This is a genomic window from Clostridium punense, from assembly GCF_017874425.1.
In the GTDB taxonomy this organism is placed as follows: Bacteria; Bacillota; Clostridia; order Clostridiales; family Clostridiaceae; genus Clostridium_J; species Clostridium_J punense.
Genome location: NZ_JAGGLL010000022.1, coordinates 1 through 21568 on the forward strand (window position 1 = coordinate 1; position 21568 = coordinate 21568).

Genomic DNA, 21568 nt, shown 5'->3' on the forward strand with positions numbered 1-21568 from the left:
TTTTTTTACACAAACTCTCAAAAGCAACAATTCCAAGGCCTTCCAGGCATTTTGCTAGCGCAAAAAAAGTTGAATTTCCTATATAATAAAAAAAGATTGGCATTAAACCAATCCTGAAATTCTAACTATAATCTCTCAAAAATAAAAAAATGGCTCCGCGAAGAGGATTCGAACCTCCAACCTATCGGTTAACAGCCGAGTGCTCCACCGTTGAGCTATCGCGGAATATTATGCCTTACAAGATATATTATATCAACTTTCTCAAAAATTACAACACTTTTTTGAAACTTTTTTTATATTTTTTATAGCATTTTTCTATATCTGTTATAATTACAGAAATATCCCCCTACTTATCACTAAAGGACTCACTAAACCCTGTTATGATGATTTATAATTCACAAATCGCTACGGTCTTTTGTTATATATGTTTTAGTTACTATAATAAGCTAGCTACATATAGCTTCTCCAGATAAAGAGAGTTTATTCATCCTAAAAAAATTAAAGGGAACCAAGATGGTTGTCATATAACTAACCCCTATCTTCGGTTCCCTTCTTAGAATAACAGCTTAATTACTTAGCTACTATTTTATACTATTGTATTGGTTTCATTGTTGGGAATAAGATTACATCTCTTATTGAATAAGAGTCTGTTAAGAACATTACTATTCTATCTATTCCTATTCCAAGACCTCCAGTTGGTGGCATACCAACTTCAAGAGCATTCATGAACTCTTCATCTATCATGTATGCTTCATCATCTCCAAGTTCTCTTTCTCTTAATTGTTGCATAAATCTATCTCTTTGAACTATTGGATCATTAAGTTCTGAGTAAGCATTACATATTTCTCTTCCATAGATGAAACCTTCAAATCTCTCAGTAAACTCATCATTACCACGCTTTTTCTTTGTAAGTGGTGATATTTCTACAGGATAGTCGCAAAGGAAGGTTGGCTGAATTAAATGCTCTTCTGCATATTCTTCAAATAAAGCATTCAATACATCTGCCTTTGTACAATCTTTTAATTCTTTTTTGAATTCTAAGTGTTTTTCTTTAGCAATAACTCTAGCATCTTCATCAGTTTTAACTTGTGTAAAGTCTACTCCAGCATACTCCTTAACAGCATCTACCATAGTGATTCTTCTCCATGGTGGAGTAAGGTCTAATTCTGTTCCTTGGTATGTAATTTTAGTTGTACCATGAACCTTCATACATACATGAGCTATTAAATCTTCAGTAATTTTCATCATATCATTATAATCAGCATAAGCTTCGTAAAGTTCTATCATTGTAAACTCTGGGTTATGTCTTATATCAATTCCTTCATTTCTGAAGTTTTTACCCATATCATAAACTTTTTCAAAACCACCAACTATACATCTTTTTAGATATAACTCAGTAGCAATCCTTAAGTACATATCTATATCTAATGCATTGTGGTGAGTAGTAAATGGTCTTGCCGCAGCTCCACCAGCTATAGGCGAAAGAATAGGAGTTTCAACCTCTAAATATCCTCTACTATCAAGGAACTCTCTGATACCACTGATTATTTTTATTCTCTTCATGAAAGTATCTCTAACCTCTTGGTTCATAACTAGATCTACTTCCCTTTGTCTATATTTTAAGTCAGGATTTTTTAATCCATGCCACTTTTCAGGTAGTGGTTTTAAAGATTTTGCTATAAGCTGAACATCAGTAGCCTTTACAGATATTTCTCCAGTTTTTGTTCTGAAAACTTTTCCTGTTACTGATAAGAAATCCCCAATGTCAAAAGTCTTAGCATCTTTAAATTGCTCTTCTCCAACGCCATCTAATCTTATATAAACTTGAATTTTTCCGTATCTATCGTGAACATCACAGAATCCAGCTTTACCTTGGATCCTCTTGGACATAAGTCTTCCTGCTATAGTAACAGTTTTTTCTTCTCCAGAAGCTTCCATAGCTTCAAACTCTTCTTTAGCCTGCTGAGAAGTATGAGTTCTTTCAACTTTGTACACATCAAATGGATCTTTTCCTTCAGCTTGTAATTCTGCAAGCTTTTGTCTTCTAATCCTTACTTGTTCATTAAACTCAGCTTCTTGATGTTGTTCATTTTCAACTTCTAGCTCAGGTACATTTACATTGTTTTCTCCTGTAGACATCTAAATTCCTCCTATGCTCTTTTTATTTCTAACACTTCATACTTGTTTATTCCATCTGGAACAACAACCTCTACTATCTCTCCCACTTTTTTACCTACAAGGGCCTTACCTACTGGTGACTCATTAGATATTTTATTTTCCATTGGATCAGCTTCTGCAGAACCAACAATATGATATTCTTCTATCTCATCAAACTCATAGTCTTTAACTCTAACTACTGCACCAATGCTAACTACATCTTTTTCTATTTCACTTTCATCAACTACCGATGCATTTCTAAGCATATTTTCAAGTTGAATTATTCTTCCTTCAACAAAGGCCTGCTCATTTTTAGCTTCATCATATTCCGAGTTCTCACTTAAATCTCCATATCCTAAAGCAACCTTAATCTTTTCAGTTATTTCTTTTCTTTTAACGGTTTTTAAGTATTCTAATTCTTCCTCAAGCTTCTTTATTCCCTCATAAGTCATTACATATTTTTTAGAATCGCTCATTTTTCTCTCCCCTTTAATTATATAATAAAGCTACATTTTCAATAGAAATTTCATTGAGACCATGTAAAACTTAATTTAAAATGAATCAATTTTGGTTACTTTAAAATCTATTTAAAAATGATATACCTCTATGATTTCTTTAATATTATACTTTATAAAATAAATTATTTATTCTTTCTTTTAAATGCTTTAAGTTATTATAAAACACACTTACTGCATTGTCAATAATAGGTAAGGGAAACTCTAGAAATTACCCTCGCCCTCTATTAGAGAACTTTTATAGTCATTCAAAATTCCTAATACATCTTCATATTCAGTTGAGGAATTAACTCTATCCTTTATTTCAGTACAATATCTTAAACCTTTAATGTACCAAGCAATATGTTTCCTCATTTCTCTAACAGCCTTTATTTCTTCAAAGTACTTCATGGCTAATTCAAGATGCAAAATACACATATTTACCTTATCTATTGGAGAAGGTTCTATAATAGCCTTACCCTGTAAACCCTGCTGTATTTGCTTAAATATCCAAGGATTACCCATAGCACCCCTAGCTACCATTATTCCATCACAATCAGTGTATTCTTTTAATTTCAGAGCAGCCTCAGCAGAAAATACGTCTCCATTACCTATTACAGGAATACTAACGCCTTCCTTAACCTTTTTTATTATATCCCAATCCGCTTTACCTTCATACATCTGTTCCCTAGTTCTTCCATGAACAGCAATGGCATCCGCTCCCGCTTCTTCTAAAGCTTTACCAAACTCCACCGCATTAACATTATTCTCATCGAAACCCTTTCTAAACTTCACTGTCACAGGTTTCTTTGATACCTTTTTCATTTCTCTTACTATTTCAGCTGCAAGCTTAGGATTTCTCATCAATGCTGAGCCTTCTCCATTTTTAACTATCTTTGGTACAGGACATCCCATATTCACATCTACAATACATATATCTTCCATAGTATTAAAAACTTCACAAGCATGCGCCATAATCTTAGGATCACTCCCGAAAATCTGAAGCGCCACTGGCTTTTCCTCTTCTGATATCCTCATCAGACTTTCGGTGTTCTTACTATTATAAAACAATCCTTTAGCACTAACCATTTCTGTGTATACTAGACCACAGCCCATCTCTTTACAAATTCCTCTAAAGGCAATATCTGTTACACCAGCCATAGGAGCTAAGGATACTTCATTTTCAAAATAAAGACTCCCTATTTTCATTTTCTCACCTATTCTTTAGTCTTTTTAGAGTAATCTTATTAATAAGTTACATTTATCTTTCTAAGTATTATTACAGTTAAGTCTTTATTTTAAGCACAGCAACAATTGCCAAAAACTTAGAAATCTATCACTACTAACTTAAAATCCTTCTACTTAATCAGCTTTACAATTAATCACGCTTTTCCAAGATTAGTATTCAGTATACCCATTTTAGAAAGCAACTTGCTTTATTTCAAACACGATTTTATTATATATAAGTAATAATACTACTAGTATAAAGTTATTATTACAAATTTATCACTCTATATTTTTTTGATAAATTATTCTTAAGCCATCTAAGGTTAAGAATGGTTCAACTTTATCAATAGTATTTGAATCTTTAGCAATTAACTTAGCTAGTCCTCCAGTTGCAACAACTATTGGCACTTCTTCTCCTTTAGCTTGCATTTCCTTTTTCATCTTATCAACTATATAGTCCACTTGACCAATATAACCATAAATTATTCCGGCTTGCATACTAGCTATTGTATTTTTACATATTACGGTATCAGGTTTAACTAGTTCTACCCTTGGAAGCTTTGCTGCTCTTTCAAACAATGCTTCTGAGGATATTTTTATTCCTGGACAAATAGTTCCACCTAAATAATCTCCATTTTTTGCTATAGCACAAAAGGTTGTAGCCGTTCCAAAGTCAATTATAATCAGCGCCTTTTTATAAGTATCATAAGCTGCTACAGCATTGACAATCCTATCGGCTCCAACTTCTTTGGGATTATCATATTTTATATTAATTCCGGTTTTAACCCCCGGTCCAACAATTATTGGAGTAGTATTAAAATATTTTCTTATCATATGTTCTAAGGAGTACATAATATTAGGTACTACAGAAGAAATTATTACCCCTTCTATACTCTTCATATCTACTCCACTTTGATAAAACAGTTGAGTTACCTGTATTGCATACTCATCAGCAGTTCTTTTATAGTCTGTAGACAATCTCCATTCAACTAGTAATTTTTTTTCCTGATAAATACCCAGTACAATATTTGTGTTTCCAACATCTAAAACTAATATCATTTCAATTCACCCCTATATAATTAAAAGCAGCTATTAAGCTGCTTTTAAAAACTAACTGTTCATTTAAAATATCAATTTAATTGTAACAAGTAAATCTCATTTGTCAAGTTGCTTATATCATTACCTTAGCCAGTAATTGTGGATTAAACTTTCTATATTGAGATTTTCTCCCTTTAAGCATACTTTAAACTTAAATTGATAAAACAATCTACTTATATAGTCGTATACTAATAACCGTACTTAAAACTAAAATACTCCACTCCCCCATTTGCATAAACAAATATATTAATCACCGCTCTTTGAAGAAAGTTAAAATTACTTGTGGTTTCTAAACTTAAAAGTCTCTGATGCCACAACTTTGCAATTATCTTTTAAGCCAAAATTTAATTTTTCTATAATTAAATCCATTTATCTAAAATATTTTTTAAGTCAAAATTCTTTATGTATATTAAAGTGTCTACTCTACTGCCCACTGTTTTTCCGAATTTATTATGTCTATTATATCTACTTCATCTTTAAAAATATTAAATACTTCTTGTTTAATAGTACCTTCTCTTTCATTATATAAAAGATCCATATATAGCTTCTTTAGTGCATTTTCACTATTGGTTATTCTCTTGTTCCTTAAAACTTGCTCCTTGTGGCTACGGTTTTCTTTATACATTTTAACTACCTCCTTAAGAGTTTTTCTAAAGTCCAAATGTGGTTATTGTGCCTTTCAATGAGTGTCTTTACTGTATCATACTTAGGCGTATTTTCAACAGTTTTTAAGTATTCCTCATACTGATTAATCAGTAAGGTTTCCTTCTCTATAAGAGAAGTTATTACAGAAGCTTTCTTTGGAATCATATTAGTAGCACCTCCTTTTCTCATATACTATCCATAAAAAAAGAGTCTATACTTGCTAAAGCCTAGTATAAACTCTTTTAAAAGATTATTAACATTTGAACAAAATTTGCTCTTTAACTTAACCACCGAAAAGTGACAGCAGAACTCCTGCCGCTATTGCACTACCAATAACTCCAGCTACATTAGGGCCCATGGCATTCATCAATAAAAAGTTACTTGGATCTGCCTTTTGCCCCTCTATTTGAGACACCCTGGCTGCCATAGGTACTGCTGAAACTCCAGCAGACCCTATAAGAGGATTAATTTTCCCCTTTGTAATCTTGCACATAATCTTACCAATAACAAGTCCTCCAAAGGTTGCAAAGGCGAAAGCGAGAACACCTAAGCATATTATTTTTATTGTGTCTACCCTTACAAATACGTCTGCTTTTGCAGTTGCCCCTACTGAGAGTCCTAAAAATATAGTTATTATATTAATCAAGGCATTTTGAGCTGTATCAGTTAATCTTCCAACTACTCCTGATTCTCTAAATAGGTTACCAAGCATCAACATTCCTATAAGAGAAATTAAAGAGGGAATAAACAAAACAACTAAAATAGTAACTAATACAGGAAATACTATTTTTTCTATTCTTTTTACTTGTCTTAATTGTCCCATCTTTATTTTTCTTTCTTCCTCTGTTGTCATCAATCTCATAATTGGCGGTTGAATAACTGGCACTAAAGCCATATATGAGTAAGCTGCAACTGCAATTGGACCAAGCAAATGTGGCGCTAATTTATTTGTTAAGAATATTGCTGTTGGTCCATCTGCTCCACCTATAATCCCTATTGATGATGCTTCTTGTGGTGTAAATCCTAAAAGAATAGCCACAGTATAAGCAAAGAATATTCCGAACTGTGCACCAGCTCCCATAAGAACACTGGAAGGGTTGGCTAATAATGGACCGAAGTCCGTCATAGCTCCAACACCTAGGAATATAAGGGGAGGGAATATCTCCCATTTTACCCCTCTCGAAAGATAATGTAATAATCCACCCGGCTCTCCATTTACTGGTGCTGCCATAATATCTACTACTGGTAGGTTAGTAAGGAGCATTCCAAAGGCTATTGGAAGTAATAGTAATGGTTCAAACTCCTTTCCAATAGCAAGATATATTAATACTAAAGAAATACCAATCATAATTAGCTCATTACCCTGTATGTTAGCAAAACCTGAAGTACTTATCAAATCCTTTAATACGTCAAAAACATTCATTAAACAACCTCCTACTCTTCAACATATTATTTAAAGCTAAATCTAAACTAGTCCCTAAAATGTTGAATAAAATTAATCCATTTAGCATTTACTTCACCATAGCTAAACTCACCTCAATACTCAAGTAATGATGAAATTTATTAATAAGCTATACGTTAAATAAATGCCTTACTTTGTAAGAAACCAAGGCTATGACTTAAACTATATCTAAGCATCCCTTGGTTTCCTTAATGTTTTTATATATGAATAAGTAGCTTATCAACTTATAATTCTAAATAGAAAGTTAAACTCCCCACTTAGTCTGTCTAAGTTTTTTATTTTATTATTTTCCAAGTTTTTAAAACTAATTTAGACTTTTCAAATCTAAATTAAATGCATTATTAGGATATTACAACAAGTAAATCTCCTGAGTTAACTGCTGCACCCTTTGCTACATTTACTTGAGCTACTGTTCCATCTACTGGAGACATAATTTCGTTTTCCATTTTCATTGCTTCTAATACTACTAGTACATCACCTTTTTTAATTGTAGCACCTTCTGTAACATTAACCTTAACTATAGTTCCAGGCATTGGGCACTCAATTTTCTCTCCTGAAGCATTAGTTGCTTTTGCAGCTGGCTTTGGTGCTTCAACTGGAGCTGGCGCTGGTGCTGCCGTTTGTTGTGGTGCTGCTACAGGCTGCTGAACAGCAACTGGAGCTGGTGTTGGGGCTACTGGTTGTGTAAATTCCCCTTTAACTTCCTCCACCTCTACTTGGTATGTATTCCCATTAACAGTAACATTATATCTTTTCATAATCTAATCCTCCCTAATTATTTAACTTCTCACCTATAGAAGTTTTCTGCCAATTCGAGCTTAAAGTATTTACTCTCTTTATACTTTTAATATTTAATCCTGATGCCGGTACATCGAGGTCTGCAGATAGTGCCGCTATTATTGCCGCTACTATTTCATATTCTTTGCTCATATCTATAACTTCTACAACTTCTTCTATTTTTTCTTCTTTCGCTACATTTAAGCTTTCACTTTTTTCCTCATTAGAGTCTTTTCTCACTCCTAATAAAAAGCTTTGAGATCTAATTACAAGCCATAGTATTATTAAAATTGAAAATACTATGATCATAGCAACAAAAGAAACATTTAGTGAAGAAGCAAATTTGCTTGCTATCGATTCATTCATGTTAATCCCTCCCTAAACTAATGTGCTTCCGTGTTTTTTAGGGTAGTTTAACTCTCTCTTACTTTGCAGCATATCTAATATTGCAAATACTCTTTGCTTAGTTTCATTTGGATTAATAATATCATCAACTAATCCTAACTCTGCTGCTTTAAATGGGCTAACTACTTCCTCCATATATCTTTCTACTACTTCTTTCTCTTTCACCTTTGGATCTGGTGAAGACATTATTTCAGCTCTATACATAATCTTTATCTGGTCCTCTGGATTAGTTAGAGAAATTTTTGCACTCGGCCAAGCAAGAGTAACATCAAAAGCAGCTTCTTTTCCTGCTAATGCTACATAACCAGCTCCATTAGCTTCTCCAATTATAAGTGAAACCTTTGGCACAGTTGCATCTATTAAACTATAAAGTAACTTACCTGCATTTCTTCCAAGCCCTTTTCTTTCTTCTTCAAGACTTACAGCAAAACCATTAGTATCTACTAAAGATAAAACAGGAATGTTGAAGCTGTCACATAATCTAACAAAGCTAGCCACTTTCATGATTCCCTCATTAGTTATCTTTGATTTTACAAAACTATTCCATATTGCTCCTACAGTTAATCCATTTATTTTAATTAACCCAGTTTTAAAACTTTCAACGAATTCTCTATTCACTTCTAAAATACTGCCTTCATCAGCAAGATTACTTATGATTGTATCCATTGAATAATTATCATTAGCTACCATTTCATCTAAATTAGCTTTTGAAAGATTTAAATTGTTATCTTCTTCTCCAAGCCATGGTGCTTCTAGATTGTTACTTGGTAAATAATTAATTATAGTTCTTCCGATTTCAAAAGCTTCCTCTTCATTTTCAGCTAAGAAATTGGCATTTCCACTTTTGCTTCCATAATTTCCATCGCTAAACATGGATGAATCTATGTATCTTTCTTCCATAGAACCTATTTTCTCACCAGTATTAACTCCAATTTCTCCAATATTATTAACAGCTACAGTAAAATCAGTCATTGTAGCTCCAAGTGCTGCTATTCCATAGCATGGTCCGCATATAATTGAAATTTGTGGAATAACTCCATTAAGTTTTCCTATTCTTTTTAATACCATTCCATAAGAAGATAAAAGCTCTATGCCTTCACTTAGTTTAGCACCTATAGAATCTATTATTTGAATTACTGGAGCTCCCATTTTTCCTGCATGGTCAAGTAAATTACATATCTTCTTAGCCATAGCTTTATTAAAAGCTCCACCCTCAACAGTGTAGTCATAACTATAAACATAAACTAATTTTCCATCTACAGTTCCATAGCCTGTAACCACTGCTGCATCTCCTGAAACTAAGGCACCTAACTCTATAAAAGAACCTCCATCTAATAATAGGGCAATTCTCTCTCTTGCTGTAATTTTATTTAAATTATGTTGCATTTGGATTTTTTCATTTCCTCCGCCTTGGTGTGCTTTATCCCTAATTGAATGGAACACTTCAAGTTTATTCATTTCATTGCCTCCTGACTTTTATTACTTTTTCCCTGTATAATAATAGCATAATTTCTGGTATTTGTACATAAGATTGCAAGTTTAACTTCATTTTTCTGTGAATTCCTTTATTTATGTAGAGGTCGTAAATATAAAAAATCACATTTGAAATCTACTTAACCACTTATTTTCTAATCCTTTAAAATAACTTTTATTTATTATTTATCCATTCTTAATTTTTGCATATCCCAATAATTTATACCTAAAACTAAATTATTAAGTTAAAATACAAATTCGTCTTTCTCCTCTAATAGAAAGTATGTATACATTTTATTCGAATAAGCTTCAATTAATTGTACTTTTTAGGATATGCCATAAATGTTTCCACTCTTAGTATCTTATCAAAGTTTCTTCTGCCCCAAAATGTTACTCCTATATAAATGTTACTCCATAAAACAAAAGAGACTAATAAAAAGTAATTAAAACCTTTTAATATAGTCTCTTTGAAAACTTATTATTTTTTTATTTTTATATTAAAATAATCCATAGATAGTTCCATCTTCTTCAATATCTATCTTTGCAGCTGATGGTACCTTTGGAAGTCCTGGCATAGTCATTATAGTACCAGTTAACGCTACAACAAAACCAGCTCCATTAGAAAGCTTAACTTCTTTAACCGATATATTAAACCCTGTTGGTCTTCCTAGTAAACCTGGATTGTCCGAAAGAGAATTTTGCGTCTTAGCAACACAAATTGGAACTTTATGAAGCCCTAATCTCTCTATTTCCCCAATTTGCTTTTTCGCAGCTGGTGAAAACTCTACACCATCTGCTCCATATATTTCTTTAGCAATAGTTTCTATTTTTTCTTTAATACTTAAATTCTCATCATATAAAACCTTGAAATTACTCTTCTCAGTTTCTATAGTTTTAAGAACTTTGTTAGCAAGGTCCTGTCCACCTAATGCTCCCTTTTCCCATACTTCTGTAAGAGAAACTTCTACCCCTAAGGACTCACAGAAGCCTTGAACAAATCCAACTTCTTCATCACTGTCAGAAATAAATTTATTTATAGCTACTACCACAGGAACGCCATATTTTTTTACATTTTCAATTTGCTTTTCTAAATTTACAATCCCTTTAGCTAAAGCTTCTACATTTGGAACATTTAAGCTATCTTTTTTAACTCCACCATGATGCTTAAGAGCTCTAATGGTGGCAACTATCACTGCACAGCTTGGCTTTAATCCTCCAAATCTACACTTTATATCAAAGAACTTTTCTGCACCTAAATCTGCCCCAAACCCTGCTTCTGTAACCACATAATCTCCAAGCTTTAAAGCCATTTTAGTAGCAAGTATACTATTGCAGCCATGAGCAATATTAGCAAAAGGTCCTCCATGGATTATTGCAGGTGTATTATCAAGAGTTTGTACAAGATTTGGCTTAATTGCATCTTTCATTAAAGTAGCCATTGCTCCTTGAACCTTTAAATCCTTACAGTATACTGGATTTCCATCTAAATCATAGGCTACTAGTATACGTCCAAATCTCTCTTTTAAATCCATTAAATCTTTTGAAAGACATAATATAGCCATAACCTCTGAAGCTACCGTAATAGTAAATCCATCTTCTCTTAAGAAGCCATTTGGTGTTCCTCCTAAGCCTACTACAATACTTCTCAATGCTCTATCATTCATGTCTAAAACTCTCTTGAAAATAATTCTTCTTGAATCAATTCTAAGTTCATTGCCTTGATGTATGTGATTATCTATAGCTGCCGAAAGAAGGTTGTTAGCTGCTGTTATTGCATGCATATCCCCCGTAAAATGAAGATTGATATCTTCCATTGGAACTACTTGAGCATACCCACCTCCAGCTGCTCCTCCCTTTACTCCAAATACTGGACCTAAAGAAGGTTCTCTTAAAGCAATTACTGCATTTTTTCCTATGCTGCATAATGCTTGTCCAAGCCCTATTGTAACAGTAGATTTTCCTTCTCCTGCTGGTGTAGGGTTTATAGCTGTAACTAAAATAAGTTTTCCATCTTCTTTGCTTTCATTTCTTTTTAATACATCCAAAGAAATTTTCCCTTTGTATTTTCCATAAAGTTCAATATCATCTTCTGTTAAACCAATACTTGTACCAACCTCTAATATTGGTTTCATTTTAGCCTTTTGTGCTATTTCAATATCACTAAACATCTGTGCATCCTCCTAAACTTAATAAATTTTAAAGCTTGCTCATGAATTTTTCAATATTCACAATATATCTAATGTGAGTTCCCTCACCAATTAGCCCTTTTCCGTCCCATACCTGAACCGAAAATAATATCTTTTTCCCGTCTATATTATCCACCACAGCTTCACACCTTACTTTACTTCCTACAGGTGTAGCTTTTAAATGCTTTATACACACCTCAGTCCCTACAGTAGTATACCCATAACTCAAGTGCAAATCCACAGCACTTTTAGCTGTATTTTCCATAAGTGCAATCATAGCAGGTGTTGCGTAAACCTCTATGCCTGTGGCACCATATTTACTTGCAGCCTCATTTTCGCTAACAACCTTTTCTATAATAGCACTAATACCTTCCCTTAATTTATTCCCCATACCCTTAAGCTCCTAACTTTGAATTGTGAACCTTCTGAATGTTAATGTCATAATCTGTTAATTAACTATTTTATTATATCACAATTTTAAAACTAGAGTACACACTTGTAGAAGTAGGTTTAACGACTTTTTTCGAGTCTACATCCCTCGTCCTCGTTAAACGAACATTTTTCTCATATTTTTATTTTTTGTTCGTATTTATTTCTTGCACTTTTCTTCTCTTAATTTTCTCACATTGCCACCATTCATCAAATTTACTAAACTACTAAATCTCCAAATTTAATTTGATTTATTATAAAATAAAATCTATTTTCTACTTCAACATTTAAACTATTACTTTGAATATAAGGATTCTTGAAAATAGATAGAAAAGCTGAACTTGATGTAAGTGTATAGATTATTTAAATTGCAAATAATTTTAGATTTAAAAATATGCCAAGTATTAAGTTTACTTACCAATATAGTTCTCCTCAGTGGAAGTTTAATTTATTCAACCTGCCCCCCCTCAATAGAACCAGAGTATGATTCATGTATAAGTTAAATTTTAACTCCTATTTCTATAGCATAAAAAAACTCCCATACAGAATGTATAGGAGTCCATTATTATTGATTGTTTTCTTGATTATTCTCTTCCATAGAAACTTCTTCATTTATACTATCTATGGATGCACCATCAATAACTTTCATGTTATCTTTTATTAAGTTCTCCGAAGTCGGAACAGCTTCAAGAGAGTTTTCTAAACCTTCTCTTGCTTTCTCAGAGCTATCTTTTATAAGCTTATCAACTGCAATTTCATCAAGAGACTTGCCTTCCATAATAGCATTAAATTCTTCAGCAGTAAGCTTCTCTTTTTCCAATAATGCTTTAGCTACATCATGTAACTTATCAATATTTTCATTAAGAATTTTTTCTGCTCTTTGGTAAGCCTCAGTAATTAGTCCTCTAATTTCTCTATCAATAGTTGAAGCTACTTCATCTGAGAAGTCTCTAGCTCTTCCAATATCTCTTCCTAAGAATACTTCACTATCATCCTTACCAAAGGATATTGGTCCTAGTACATCGCTCATACCATATTCCATAACCATCTTCTTAGCTATAGATGTAGTTCTATCAATATCATTTTTAGCTCCAGTACTGATTTCTTTTAATATAATAGCTTCAGCTACTCTACCACCTAAAAGACCAACCATTTCATCCTTTAGTTTAGATCTAGAAGTATAAGAAGTATCTTCATCTGGTAAATGTAGAGTATAACCTCCAGCCATTCCTCTTGGAATTATGCTTATTTCATGAACAGCATATGAGTTTGGAAGGTACTTAGAAACTACAGCATGACCTGCTTCGTGATAAGCTGTTAATCTCTTATCCTTATCACTTATAACTCTTGATTTTTTCTCTGGTCCTGCAATTACTCTTGTAATAGCTTCTTCAAGCTCTACCATATCAATAACTTTTTTACGATTTCTAACGGTTAAAAGTGCTGATTCATTCAATAAGTTTTCAAGGTCTGCTCCCGTAAAACCTGGAGTTCTCTTAGCTAGTATATCAAGTTTAACTTCTGAACTTAAAGGCTTATTTCTTGAATGAACCTTTAATATTTCTTCTCTTCCCTTAACATCAGGTGCACCTACTACAATTTGTCTATCAAATCTTCCAGCTCTTAATAGTGCAGGGTCAAGAATATCTGGTCTATTTGTTGCAGCTACCATAATAATTCCTTCATTAACTCCAAAACCATCCATCTCAACTAAAAGTTGGTTTAAAGTTTGCTCTCTTTCATCATGTCCGCCACCAAGTCCTGCACCTCTTTGTCTTCCTACTGCATCAATCTCATCTATAAAGATAATACAAGGTGCATTTTTTTTAGCTTGCTCAAATAAGTCTCTAACTCTTGAAGCTCCTACTCCTACAAACATTTCAACAAAGTCTGAACCAGATATGCTAAAGAATGGAACTCCCGCTTCACCAGCTACTGCTTTTGCAAGCAGAGTTTTTCCTGTTCCTGGAGGTCCAACTAAAAGTATTCCTTTAGGAATTCTTGCTCCAACTTCTATATATCTCTTTGGACTCTTTAAAAAGTCTACTACTTCTTCAAGTTCTGCCTTTTCTTCATCAGCTCCAGCCACGTCATTGAAGGTTACCTTTTTCTTATCTGGAGTAGCCATTTTGGCTCTGCTTTTACCAAAGTTCATAACTCCACGGCCGCCACCGCCACCGCCACTTGATTGGTTCATGAACATGGCCCAAAACACCACTACTACTAAAATCAGAAGCAAGCTAGGTAAGAAATTTAACCACACTGGAATTGAAGTTGGTGGTGTATAGTTCTCTCTTAGATTTTCATTTGGATATTGCCTAACAATATCTAAATATCTTTCTCTAATTATATTTACACTAAACTGTGTTCCATCATCTAGTTTACCAACTAAAGTTCTCTCAGTATCTGATAATTTAACTTCAGTCACCTTTTTATCTTTCATATAAGTTTCAAATTCTTTTACGTCAATGGATTTAACATTTCCAGCTCCATCAAATAGGGTAAGGGCAGAAAAAATTACCAATATTAAAACTAGTAACCATACTGTTGCGCTAGAAAATTTTTTCATTTAAGGTCCCCCTCTCTTTCTAGTAATTATTTTACTTAAAAATTCTAACATAGGAAATTTTGGTTTACAACAATATATTAGGATTAATACATTATTTTAGGCATTTGAAAATAAATAACAAGTCAAAGATGTGAAGGATATTTTGGGTTCACAAGCAAGCTTGTGCGGCAAGGAAACAGGTTCCGCAGATAGTAGAGCTATCTAAGGGTTCTGTTGACGCAGTATAACTCAAAATAGACAAACATACTGACTTATTTATTTTTTGAAAATGCCTTATGTAAATTATTTCTTATAAACCTTCTCATCTAAAATTCCTACAAAGGGCAGATTTCTATAGTTTTCTGCATAATCAAGTCCATAACCCACAAGGAAGTAGTCTGGTACATCAAAGCCTAGGTATTTAACCTGCAATTCTTCCTTTCTTCTTTCTGGTTTATTAAGCAAACATGCTATTTCTAAACTATTAGGGTTTCTAGCTGATAAATACTTCATTAAGTATTTTAAGGTAATTCCAGAGTCTATGATATCCTCAACGATTAGCACATCCTTACCTTTTATTTCAAAATCTAAGTCCTTTATAATTTTAACGATCCCCGAAGATTCAGTAGCATCCCCATAGCTAGATACTGCCATAAAATCCATTTTACAAGGGATTTTTATCTCCTTCATTAAATCTGACATAAAGAACACTGAGCCCTTAAGGATTCCTAGAACTATTAAATCCTTTCCTCTGTAGTCCTCAGTAATCTTAGCTCCCATAACTTTAACTTTTTCTTTAATAACTTCTTCACTTAGAAGAACTTCTTTGATTTGGTTATTCATAAACTTCCTGCCTTTCCACCTTGAATGTATCAATATTATTTTTTATGTCAATACATCTTACTTCTAATATATTATTAGTATGTTTATCAATTTTAAATTTATCACTAACTCTGTACCCAATAATCCAACTTATTTCTTCTTCAAAACATAAAAGAGGAATTAAATCTCTTTTTTCTCTAGGAATTTTCAAATCCATAAAAATATCTTTAAGCTTTTTACTTCCTTTCATTCCTAAAGGTGAAAATCTATCTCCTTCTTTTCTAAATCTTATCACAACATTACCTTTTATTTTATCATAATCAAAGTACTTTAGTGTATCTCCACTTTTAATCTTTGAATAATCACGGTTTTTTATTACTGTTAAAATAAATTTTTTATTAATTTCATCAATAATATTTTCCCCTATATGTAGACTTATTGACATGTCTTCATTTTCATTTAAGTTTTTTAGTTCATTGTTGCATAATTTAAAATTAATATCCTTACTTTCCCCACTCTTGAAATTCATAGACTCTAGTCTATTATCTCTTATTTTTTTTACTTCCTTTTGTAAATGTATATCTTTGTACACATTTGAGCAAATTATGCCACCAGGAAGCCTAGTAAATTTCCCTGTGGTAGTTTTTTGTATGTCTAAAACATTTTCTACGTGCTTGCTTTCTAAATTATATAAATCTCCTTTAACCTTTAAAACAGCCTTTCTTAGCAATCTATTAAGAAGTGCAGGATGAAGGTTAAAAGCATCCTTATATATTATAACCTTTTCCTCAGTAACGTCACAGTACTTTTGAAAATTTTTAGAAGATTCTTCCTCCAAATAATCACTATCTGTACTTAACAATGCTGCCATTCTACTTAAAGTATTAATAATATCATCATTAAAGTTGTTTTCTATGTAAGGAATTAGTTCAAGTCTTATTTTATTTCTTGTATATATGCTTTCAAGGTTTGTCTTATCTATTCTTACAGGAAGATTATTCTCACTACAATACTCTTCTATTTCTCTTCTACTAGTTTGTATTAGAGGTCTTATAAAAATATGTCCCCTTACAGGTTTTATTCCTACCAGACCTTCCACTCCACTACCTCTCATAATTCTCATTAACACAGTTTCCGCTTGGTCATTCAAATTATGGGCTAATGCAATTTTATTTCCTTTTAAATCTCTTATAAGTTCCTGAAAAAACTCATATCTTGCTTCTCTCCCAGCCATCTCATGAGATATATTCTTTTCTTTAGAAACTCTATCTATATCTACAGCCCTCGAGAAAAATTCAATGTTATACTTTTCACAAAACTTCCTGCTAGCTCTTTCGTCATTATCTGAGTCTTCACCTCTTAACATGTGATTAACATGAGCCGCATAAAGAGTTAATTCATATTGTTCCCTAAGCATATAAAGGCTATGAAGAAGGCTCATAGAATCTGGACCTCCAGATAAAGCTACAATAACTTTATCTCCTTTATTAAGCATATTATATTTTTCTATTGTATTAGTAACTTTTTTCAGCATGGAAACACTTCCTATAATATATTTTTTAACACATAATACCATAAACACTATGAAAATTAAATATTATTATACAAAATTAAATTTTATTATATTATTCATTTTATTCTTAGTAAAATTCCCAATATGTATTAAACTATATCAATTTTATGTATGTATTAGAATACTTTATCACTAAAACTTAAAAATAAAATACGTTTTCACATATTTTTTATAAGCAGTCTCGCTCAAGTTAAATCATTTTTAAAGTCCTTCTTCTAAATTAACTTATTTATTATTAGATAAATATTACCCACAAATAAAATCACTATCTAAAACCTTAGTTTTGGATAGTGATTTTAATCATACCTTTTCAATGTGCTTATTTCTAATATTAAGCCGCAGCACCATAAATCTTTGAAACCACTACTGTCATATCATCCTTAACTTTATTGCCACTCAACTTTTTAGCCTCAGCAATAATTCCTTCTGCTAAATCTCTTGGAGTTAGACCATCGTTTCTACAAATATAATCTAAAACCCAATCTACCTTACCACAACTTTCATCATCATAGTCAAGAACACCATCACTAAGCATAACAACTATGTCTCCGTGCTTAAGTGTCTTCTTATGAACTTCAATGTCAGCCTTATCTAAAATTCCAATGGGTAGTGTTTTCGATTTTATAATATCTACAGTATCATCACTTTTAATTATACTAGCTACTGCTCCAACTTTCATAAAGTCAATCTCTCCAGTATATAAATCAATACTACTCAAATCTACCGTAGAAAACTTTTCTTCTTCAGAAAACTTTAGAGTCATTATAGAATTTACTGTATTAATAGCTGTTGTTTTACTAAAGCCAGCGCCAGTAAACTTTTCAATAAGTTCCACAGCCGCTTCACTCTCACGCCCTGCTTGTGGCCCCGAACCCATACCATCACTTAATACTACCATGTAACTTCCATCCTTAACTCTCCCAAAACTAAAGCTATCCCCATAAGTAGTTTGTCCATCTTTACATTGTCTTGCTGCATAGGTTTTAACTTGAAACTTAGTAGCTTCTTCAAAAGTAGCTGTGCAATGTTTGGTTACTGGATCAATTCTACAACCATCATCTTTAAACATCATAACTTTTCCTAGACTGTCGTTTATAAGAGGTAACATAGTTTTTACACAAATTCCTATTCCATCACAGCTTTTGGTAGTAAGCTGAATAGTCAGTCTCCCTTTTTTATCATTAATACAAAATACATCATTGTATTCTATACCATGTTTATCTAACATTCTCATAATATTTTTTTCTGATTCCTTGTCCTCTTTTAAATCAGTAGCAAACTCATCTACAATTTCCTCTACTGACTTAGCCATATTGTTAAATTGATTTGCTAATAACTCTCTTCCTTCAGCCAATCTGCTTCTCCACATTTCACTAATAATGTATTTATTTACAATATCCTCAGCATTTCTAATTAATGATGCCTTTTTTATGCATTTTCTTTCAAGCTCCTGAGGAAATTCTCCCCCACCACTTTGCACTACCTCTAGAAGATCCCCAAAAGCAGAATAGGTATGGTGCATTTCTCTATTCCAACAAATGCAATTGGTGTTACAACTTCCGCAAACCCTATTAGCAAGATTTTCAATTAATGCACTGCTCTTACTCTTCATATCTAATTTGTCATTATCAGCTAAATTATTTAGTATACTAGACATATTTATAAGAACTTCGGAAAACTGATCTAATCTATCAACAAATATACCTCTTATTTTATCTACATAGTTTTGGTCAATTGACTGACCTTTTTTCTCACTATCAACTTCATTAACTATCATTTCATAAATTTTTTCAGGTATTGCTAAAAAGGCAACAGCTGCAATTACTGCTTCTATAATCATTAACTGAGTATTTCCTTCAAGACTATAACTTACAGTATATATCTTCATTATTGCAAATACCACTAAGGAAGAAAGAAGAGTGAGAAGTTTTCCACCTTCTTTAAATAATCCTCCAACTAATCCACAAATCCCTAACATACTTGCATAAACAAATATAGTGTTGTTTGACATTCCAACTATTACTCCCATAGATATACCTGAAGCTGCACCTACCGTTGAGCCGCAAACATAACTAATCCCTAGTACAATAAGTAGGCTAAATATGTTTAATAGGGAAATTCCAAAAACATTTATGTTCCACATTCCTGCTACCATAAAAGAAGCTAATATACTCATAGAAATAAGTTCTTCATTGGAAAACAAATGTTTTGTCTTTACTTCTCTAAAGCATCCAACACTATAATCTATAATAAAATACACTGGGACAATACAAAGTGACTCAATAAAAGTTACTCCTAAAGCCATTAGTGTACTGTATTCTCTTATAAAAAAGTTATAACCTAAAATGGTTACCAAAGTCACAAAACCTAAAAGCATTCTCTCTGTAGATTTCTTTAGAAAACTATTTGTTATTATAGCTACTAAGGTTATAGTAGGAACTAAGGTTATATACATAAAGGTATTATCTAAAGTACCTCTAAGTGTTATATATCCTAGAATAGTTCCTAAAGATGTTATCAAAGATAATCTATTATCTTCCATTAAGAGTACCACTGCTAAAAATGCCACACCAAAGGGTGCTGATTTATTAATAAGCATGGTTCTACTAATTAAAATAGACATTACCAAAAAGGTAATACTTTTTGCCAAAACCCTATTGTAAGCTTCTGACTGGTTCTTCTTAACTTCCTTTGATTTATTAATTCTTTCATATGCCTTTAACTCTGCTCCGTATTGCATAAAATAATCACCCACCCCTTTAAATTACAACTTCATTATAACAAAGGTTATTGGTAATAAATGTCATTTCATGTGGTCAGTTTCCAAAAACTGTATGACAATAAATTGTAATTTTTTTACATATAATTATTTTTATGCGCTTCTTTATTTTTCCATTTTATTACAGAACACTACTTATCAAAGGTTTTTCATTAAAAGTTATTAACATCCAATAATGAGTTAATAAAAATTTGTTGATAACTTCTGTGAATAATTCTGTCGGTATATAATTTTTTTAAGTTTTTCATGATGAAAACTTATTTTATAAAACTTGAAAACTATGCATATACTATTAATTTAGACTACTATATATAATTTTAATTAGCGAAAGACTAAAAATACTTATTTCCAATATTTAACCTATTTGAGGATCAATGTCTTTTATTATATAAACTGCTTATCTTTGGTTATACAAGAAAAATTAAAAAACTCACAACTAAAGTTGTGAGTTTTTGTTTGGTAGCGGAAATAGGACTTGAACCTACGACACTTCGGGTATGAACCGAATGCTCTAGCCAGCTGAGCTATTCCGCCATGTATGGTTGCGGGGGCAGGACTTGAACCTACGACCTTCGGGTTATGAGCCCGACGAGCTACCAGCTGCTCCACCCCGCGACATTTGGTACTGAAGACCGGAATCGAACCGGTACGGTGTTTAACCACCGCAGGATTTTAAGTCCTGTGCGTCTGCCTGTTCCGCCACTTCAGCATATTAAAGGCAATTAGAATTATGGTTGCGGGGGCAGGACTTGAACCTACGACCTTCGGGTTATGAGCCCGACGAGCTACCAGCTGCTCCACCCCGCGATATTTTGGTGCTGAAGACCGGAATCGAACCGGTACGGTGTTTAACCACCGCAGGATTTTAAGTCCTGTGCGTCTGCCTGTTCCGCCACTTCAGCAATTCATTTACAGTAACAGTAGTTACCGTGACTTCCTACATTGTAGGATATATAAAACTTTCAACCAAATATATTGATTAGAAATATGGTAGCGGAAATAGGACTTGAACCTACGACACTTCGGGTATGAACCGAATGCTCTAGCCAGCTGAGCTATTCCGCCATGTTGGTTGCGGGGGCAGGACTTGAACCTACGACCTTCGGGTTATGAGCCCGACGAGCTACCAGCTGCTCCACCCCGCGATATTTGGTGCTGAAGACCGGAATCGAACCGGTACGGTGTTTAACCACCGCAGGATTTTAAGTCCTGTGCGTCTGCCTGTTCCGCCACTTCAGCTAGTTTTATGTTTCCGTCACCTCTCAGCGACAATATTTATTATAAGTCATAGCATCATATCTGTCAACACTTTTTTATAGTTTTTATTTTATTTAAAAATTACTAGGGAAAACCTCTGATTTTCCTTACTTTTCACAAGTTAATGCTATAGAAATAACCTATTTTATTACCTTATAAGTTTTCTTAGTCTAAAATAAACTTATTTAAAAACTTGTAAATTTCAGAAATACTATAATTATAACTTTTAAGACTAG

The 21568-nt window shown here is 32.8% G+C and carries 16 protein-coding genes and 9 tRNA genes; all 25 read right to left on the reverse strand.

Annotated features, from left to right (window positions below):
• Nucleotides 1-150: 150 nt before the first annotated feature.
• A tRNA-Asn gene (locus J2Z44_RS13835) sits at nt 151-225 on the reverse strand.
• 366 nt (nt 226-591) lie between these two features.
• A complete protein-coding gene (gene lysS / locus J2Z44_RS13840; RefSeq protein ID WP_021281704.1) occupies nt 592-2139 on the reverse strand; it encodes a lysine--tRNA ligase in 1548 nt (515 codons plus the stop codon).
• Between the two features lie 11 nt (nt 2140-2150).
• A complete protein-coding gene (greA, locus tag J2Z44_RS13845; protein ID WP_021281703.1) occupies nt 2151-2633 on the reverse strand; it encodes a transcription elongation factor GreA in 483 nt (160 codons plus the stop codon).
• A gap of 243 nt (nt 2634-2876) precedes the next feature.
• Nucleotides 2877-3860, reverse strand: coding sequence for a tRNA dihydrouridine synthase DusB (dusB, locus tag J2Z44_RS13850; protein ID WP_209649689.1), 984 nt, complete (start codon nt 3858-3860; stop codon nt 2877-2879).
• 297 nt (nt 3861-4157) lie between these two features.
• Nucleotides 4158-4937 carry a type III pantothenate kinase gene (locus J2Z44_RS13855; protein WP_021282521.1) on the reverse strand — a complete coding sequence of 260 codons (780 nt, stop codon included), beginning with the start codon at nt 4935-4937 and terminating at the stop codon, nt 4158-4160.
• Nucleotides 4938-5394: 457 nt separating this feature from the next.
• Nucleotides 5395-5601, reverse strand: coding sequence for a hypothetical protein (locus J2Z44_RS13860; RefSeq protein ID WP_021282520.1), 207 nt, complete (start codon nt 5599-5601; stop codon nt 5395-5397).
• A gap of 5 nt (nt 5602-5606) precedes the next feature.
• A complete protein-coding gene (locus J2Z44_RS13865) occupies nt 5607-5786 on the reverse strand; it encodes a hypothetical protein (protein WP_021282519.1) in 180 nt (59 codons plus the stop codon).
• Nucleotides 5787-5904: 118 nt separating this feature from the next.
• The gene (locus J2Z44_RS13870; protein ID WP_021282518.1) at nt 5905-7044 is read right to left on the reverse strand and encodes a sodium ion-translocating decarboxylase subunit beta; all 1140 of its coding nucleotides are present in this window, start codon (nt 7042-7044) and stop codon (nt 5905-5907) included.
• Nucleotides 7045-7424: 380 nt separating this feature from the next.
• The gene (locus J2Z44_RS13875; protein WP_021282517.1) at nt 7425-7841 is read right to left on the reverse strand and encodes a biotin/lipoyl-containing protein; all 417 of its coding nucleotides are present in this window, start codon (nt 7839-7841) and stop codon (nt 7425-7427) included.
• A 13-nt stretch (nt 7842-7854) separates the two neighbouring features.
• Entirely contained in the window at nt 7855-8226 is a 372-nt protein-coding gene (locus J2Z44_RS13880) for an OadG family protein (protein ID WP_021282516.1), read from the reverse strand.
• Nucleotides 8227-8238: 12 nt separating this feature from the next.
• On the reverse strand, nt 8239-9723 hold the full coding sequence (locus tag J2Z44_RS13885) for an acyl-CoA carboxylase subunit beta (RefSeq protein WP_021282515.1): 1485 nt from the start codon (nt 9721-9723) through the stop codon (nt 8239-8241).
• A 512-nt stretch (nt 9724-10235) separates the two neighbouring features.
• Nucleotides 10236-11906 (reverse strand): formate--tetrahydrofolate ligase, encoded by a 1671-nt coding sequence (locus J2Z44_RS13890; RefSeq protein WP_021282514.1) that lies wholly within the window; start codon nt 11904-11906, stop codon nt 10236-10238.
• Nucleotides 11907-11934: 28 nt separating this feature from the next.
• Complete coding sequence (locus J2Z44_RS13895; protein ID WP_021282513.1) at nt 11935-12315, reverse strand: thioesterase family protein; 381 nt, start codon at nt 12313-12315, stop codon at nt 11935-11937.
• A 603-nt stretch (nt 12316-12918) separates the two neighbouring features.
• Nucleotides 12919-14922, reverse strand: a complete 2004-nt coding sequence (gene ftsH, locus J2Z44_RS13900; RefSeq protein ID WP_021282512.1) for an ATP-dependent zinc metalloprotease FtsH — start codon at nt 14920-14922, stop codon at nt 12919-12921.
• 282 nt (nt 14923-15204) lie between these two features.
• The gene (gene hpt / locus J2Z44_RS13905) at nt 15205-15744 is read right to left on the reverse strand and encodes a hypoxanthine phosphoribosyltransferase (protein ID WP_021284266.1); all 540 of its coding nucleotides are present in this window, start codon (nt 15742-15744) and stop codon (nt 15205-15207) included.
• Entirely contained in the window at nt 15737-17257 is a 1521-nt protein-coding gene (gene tilS / locus J2Z44_RS13910) for a tRNA lysidine(34) synthetase TilS (RefSeq protein WP_021284265.1), read from the reverse strand. The genes hpt and tilS overlap by 8 nt, the downstream gene beginning before the upstream one ends.
• 370 nt (nt 17258-17627) lie before the next feature.
• Entirely contained in the window at nt 17628-20036 is a 2409-nt protein-coding gene (spoIIE, locus tag J2Z44_RS13915; protein WP_021284264.1) for a stage II sporulation protein E, read from the reverse strand.
• A 496-nt stretch (nt 20037-20532) separates the two neighbouring features.
• Nucleotides 20533-20609: transfer RNA gene (locus J2Z44_RS13920), tRNA-Met, on the reverse strand.
• A 5-nt stretch (nt 20610-20614) separates the two neighbouring features.
• Nucleotides 20615-20690: transfer RNA gene (locus J2Z44_RS13925), tRNA-Met, on the reverse strand.
• Between the two features lie 5 nt (nt 20691-20695).
• A tRNA-Leu gene (locus tag J2Z44_RS13930) sits at nt 20696-20784 on the reverse strand.
• A gap of 22 nt (nt 20785-20806) precedes the next feature.
• Nucleotides 20807-20882: transfer RNA gene (locus J2Z44_RS13935), tRNA-Met, on the reverse strand.
• Nucleotides 20883-20888: 6 nt separating this feature from the next.
• Nucleotides 20889-20977: transfer RNA gene (locus J2Z44_RS13940), tRNA-Leu, on the reverse strand.
• An 86-nt stretch (nt 20978-21063) separates the two neighbouring features.
• A tRNA-Met gene (locus J2Z44_RS13945) sits at nt 21064-21140 on the reverse strand.
• A 4-nt stretch (nt 21141-21144) separates the two neighbouring features.
• Nucleotides 21145-21220, reverse strand: a tRNA-Met gene (locus J2Z44_RS13950).
• A 5-nt stretch (nt 21221-21225) separates the two neighbouring features.
• Nucleotides 21226-21314: transfer RNA gene (locus J2Z44_RS13955), tRNA-Leu, on the reverse strand.
• Nucleotides 21315-21568: the final 254 nt, after the last annotated feature.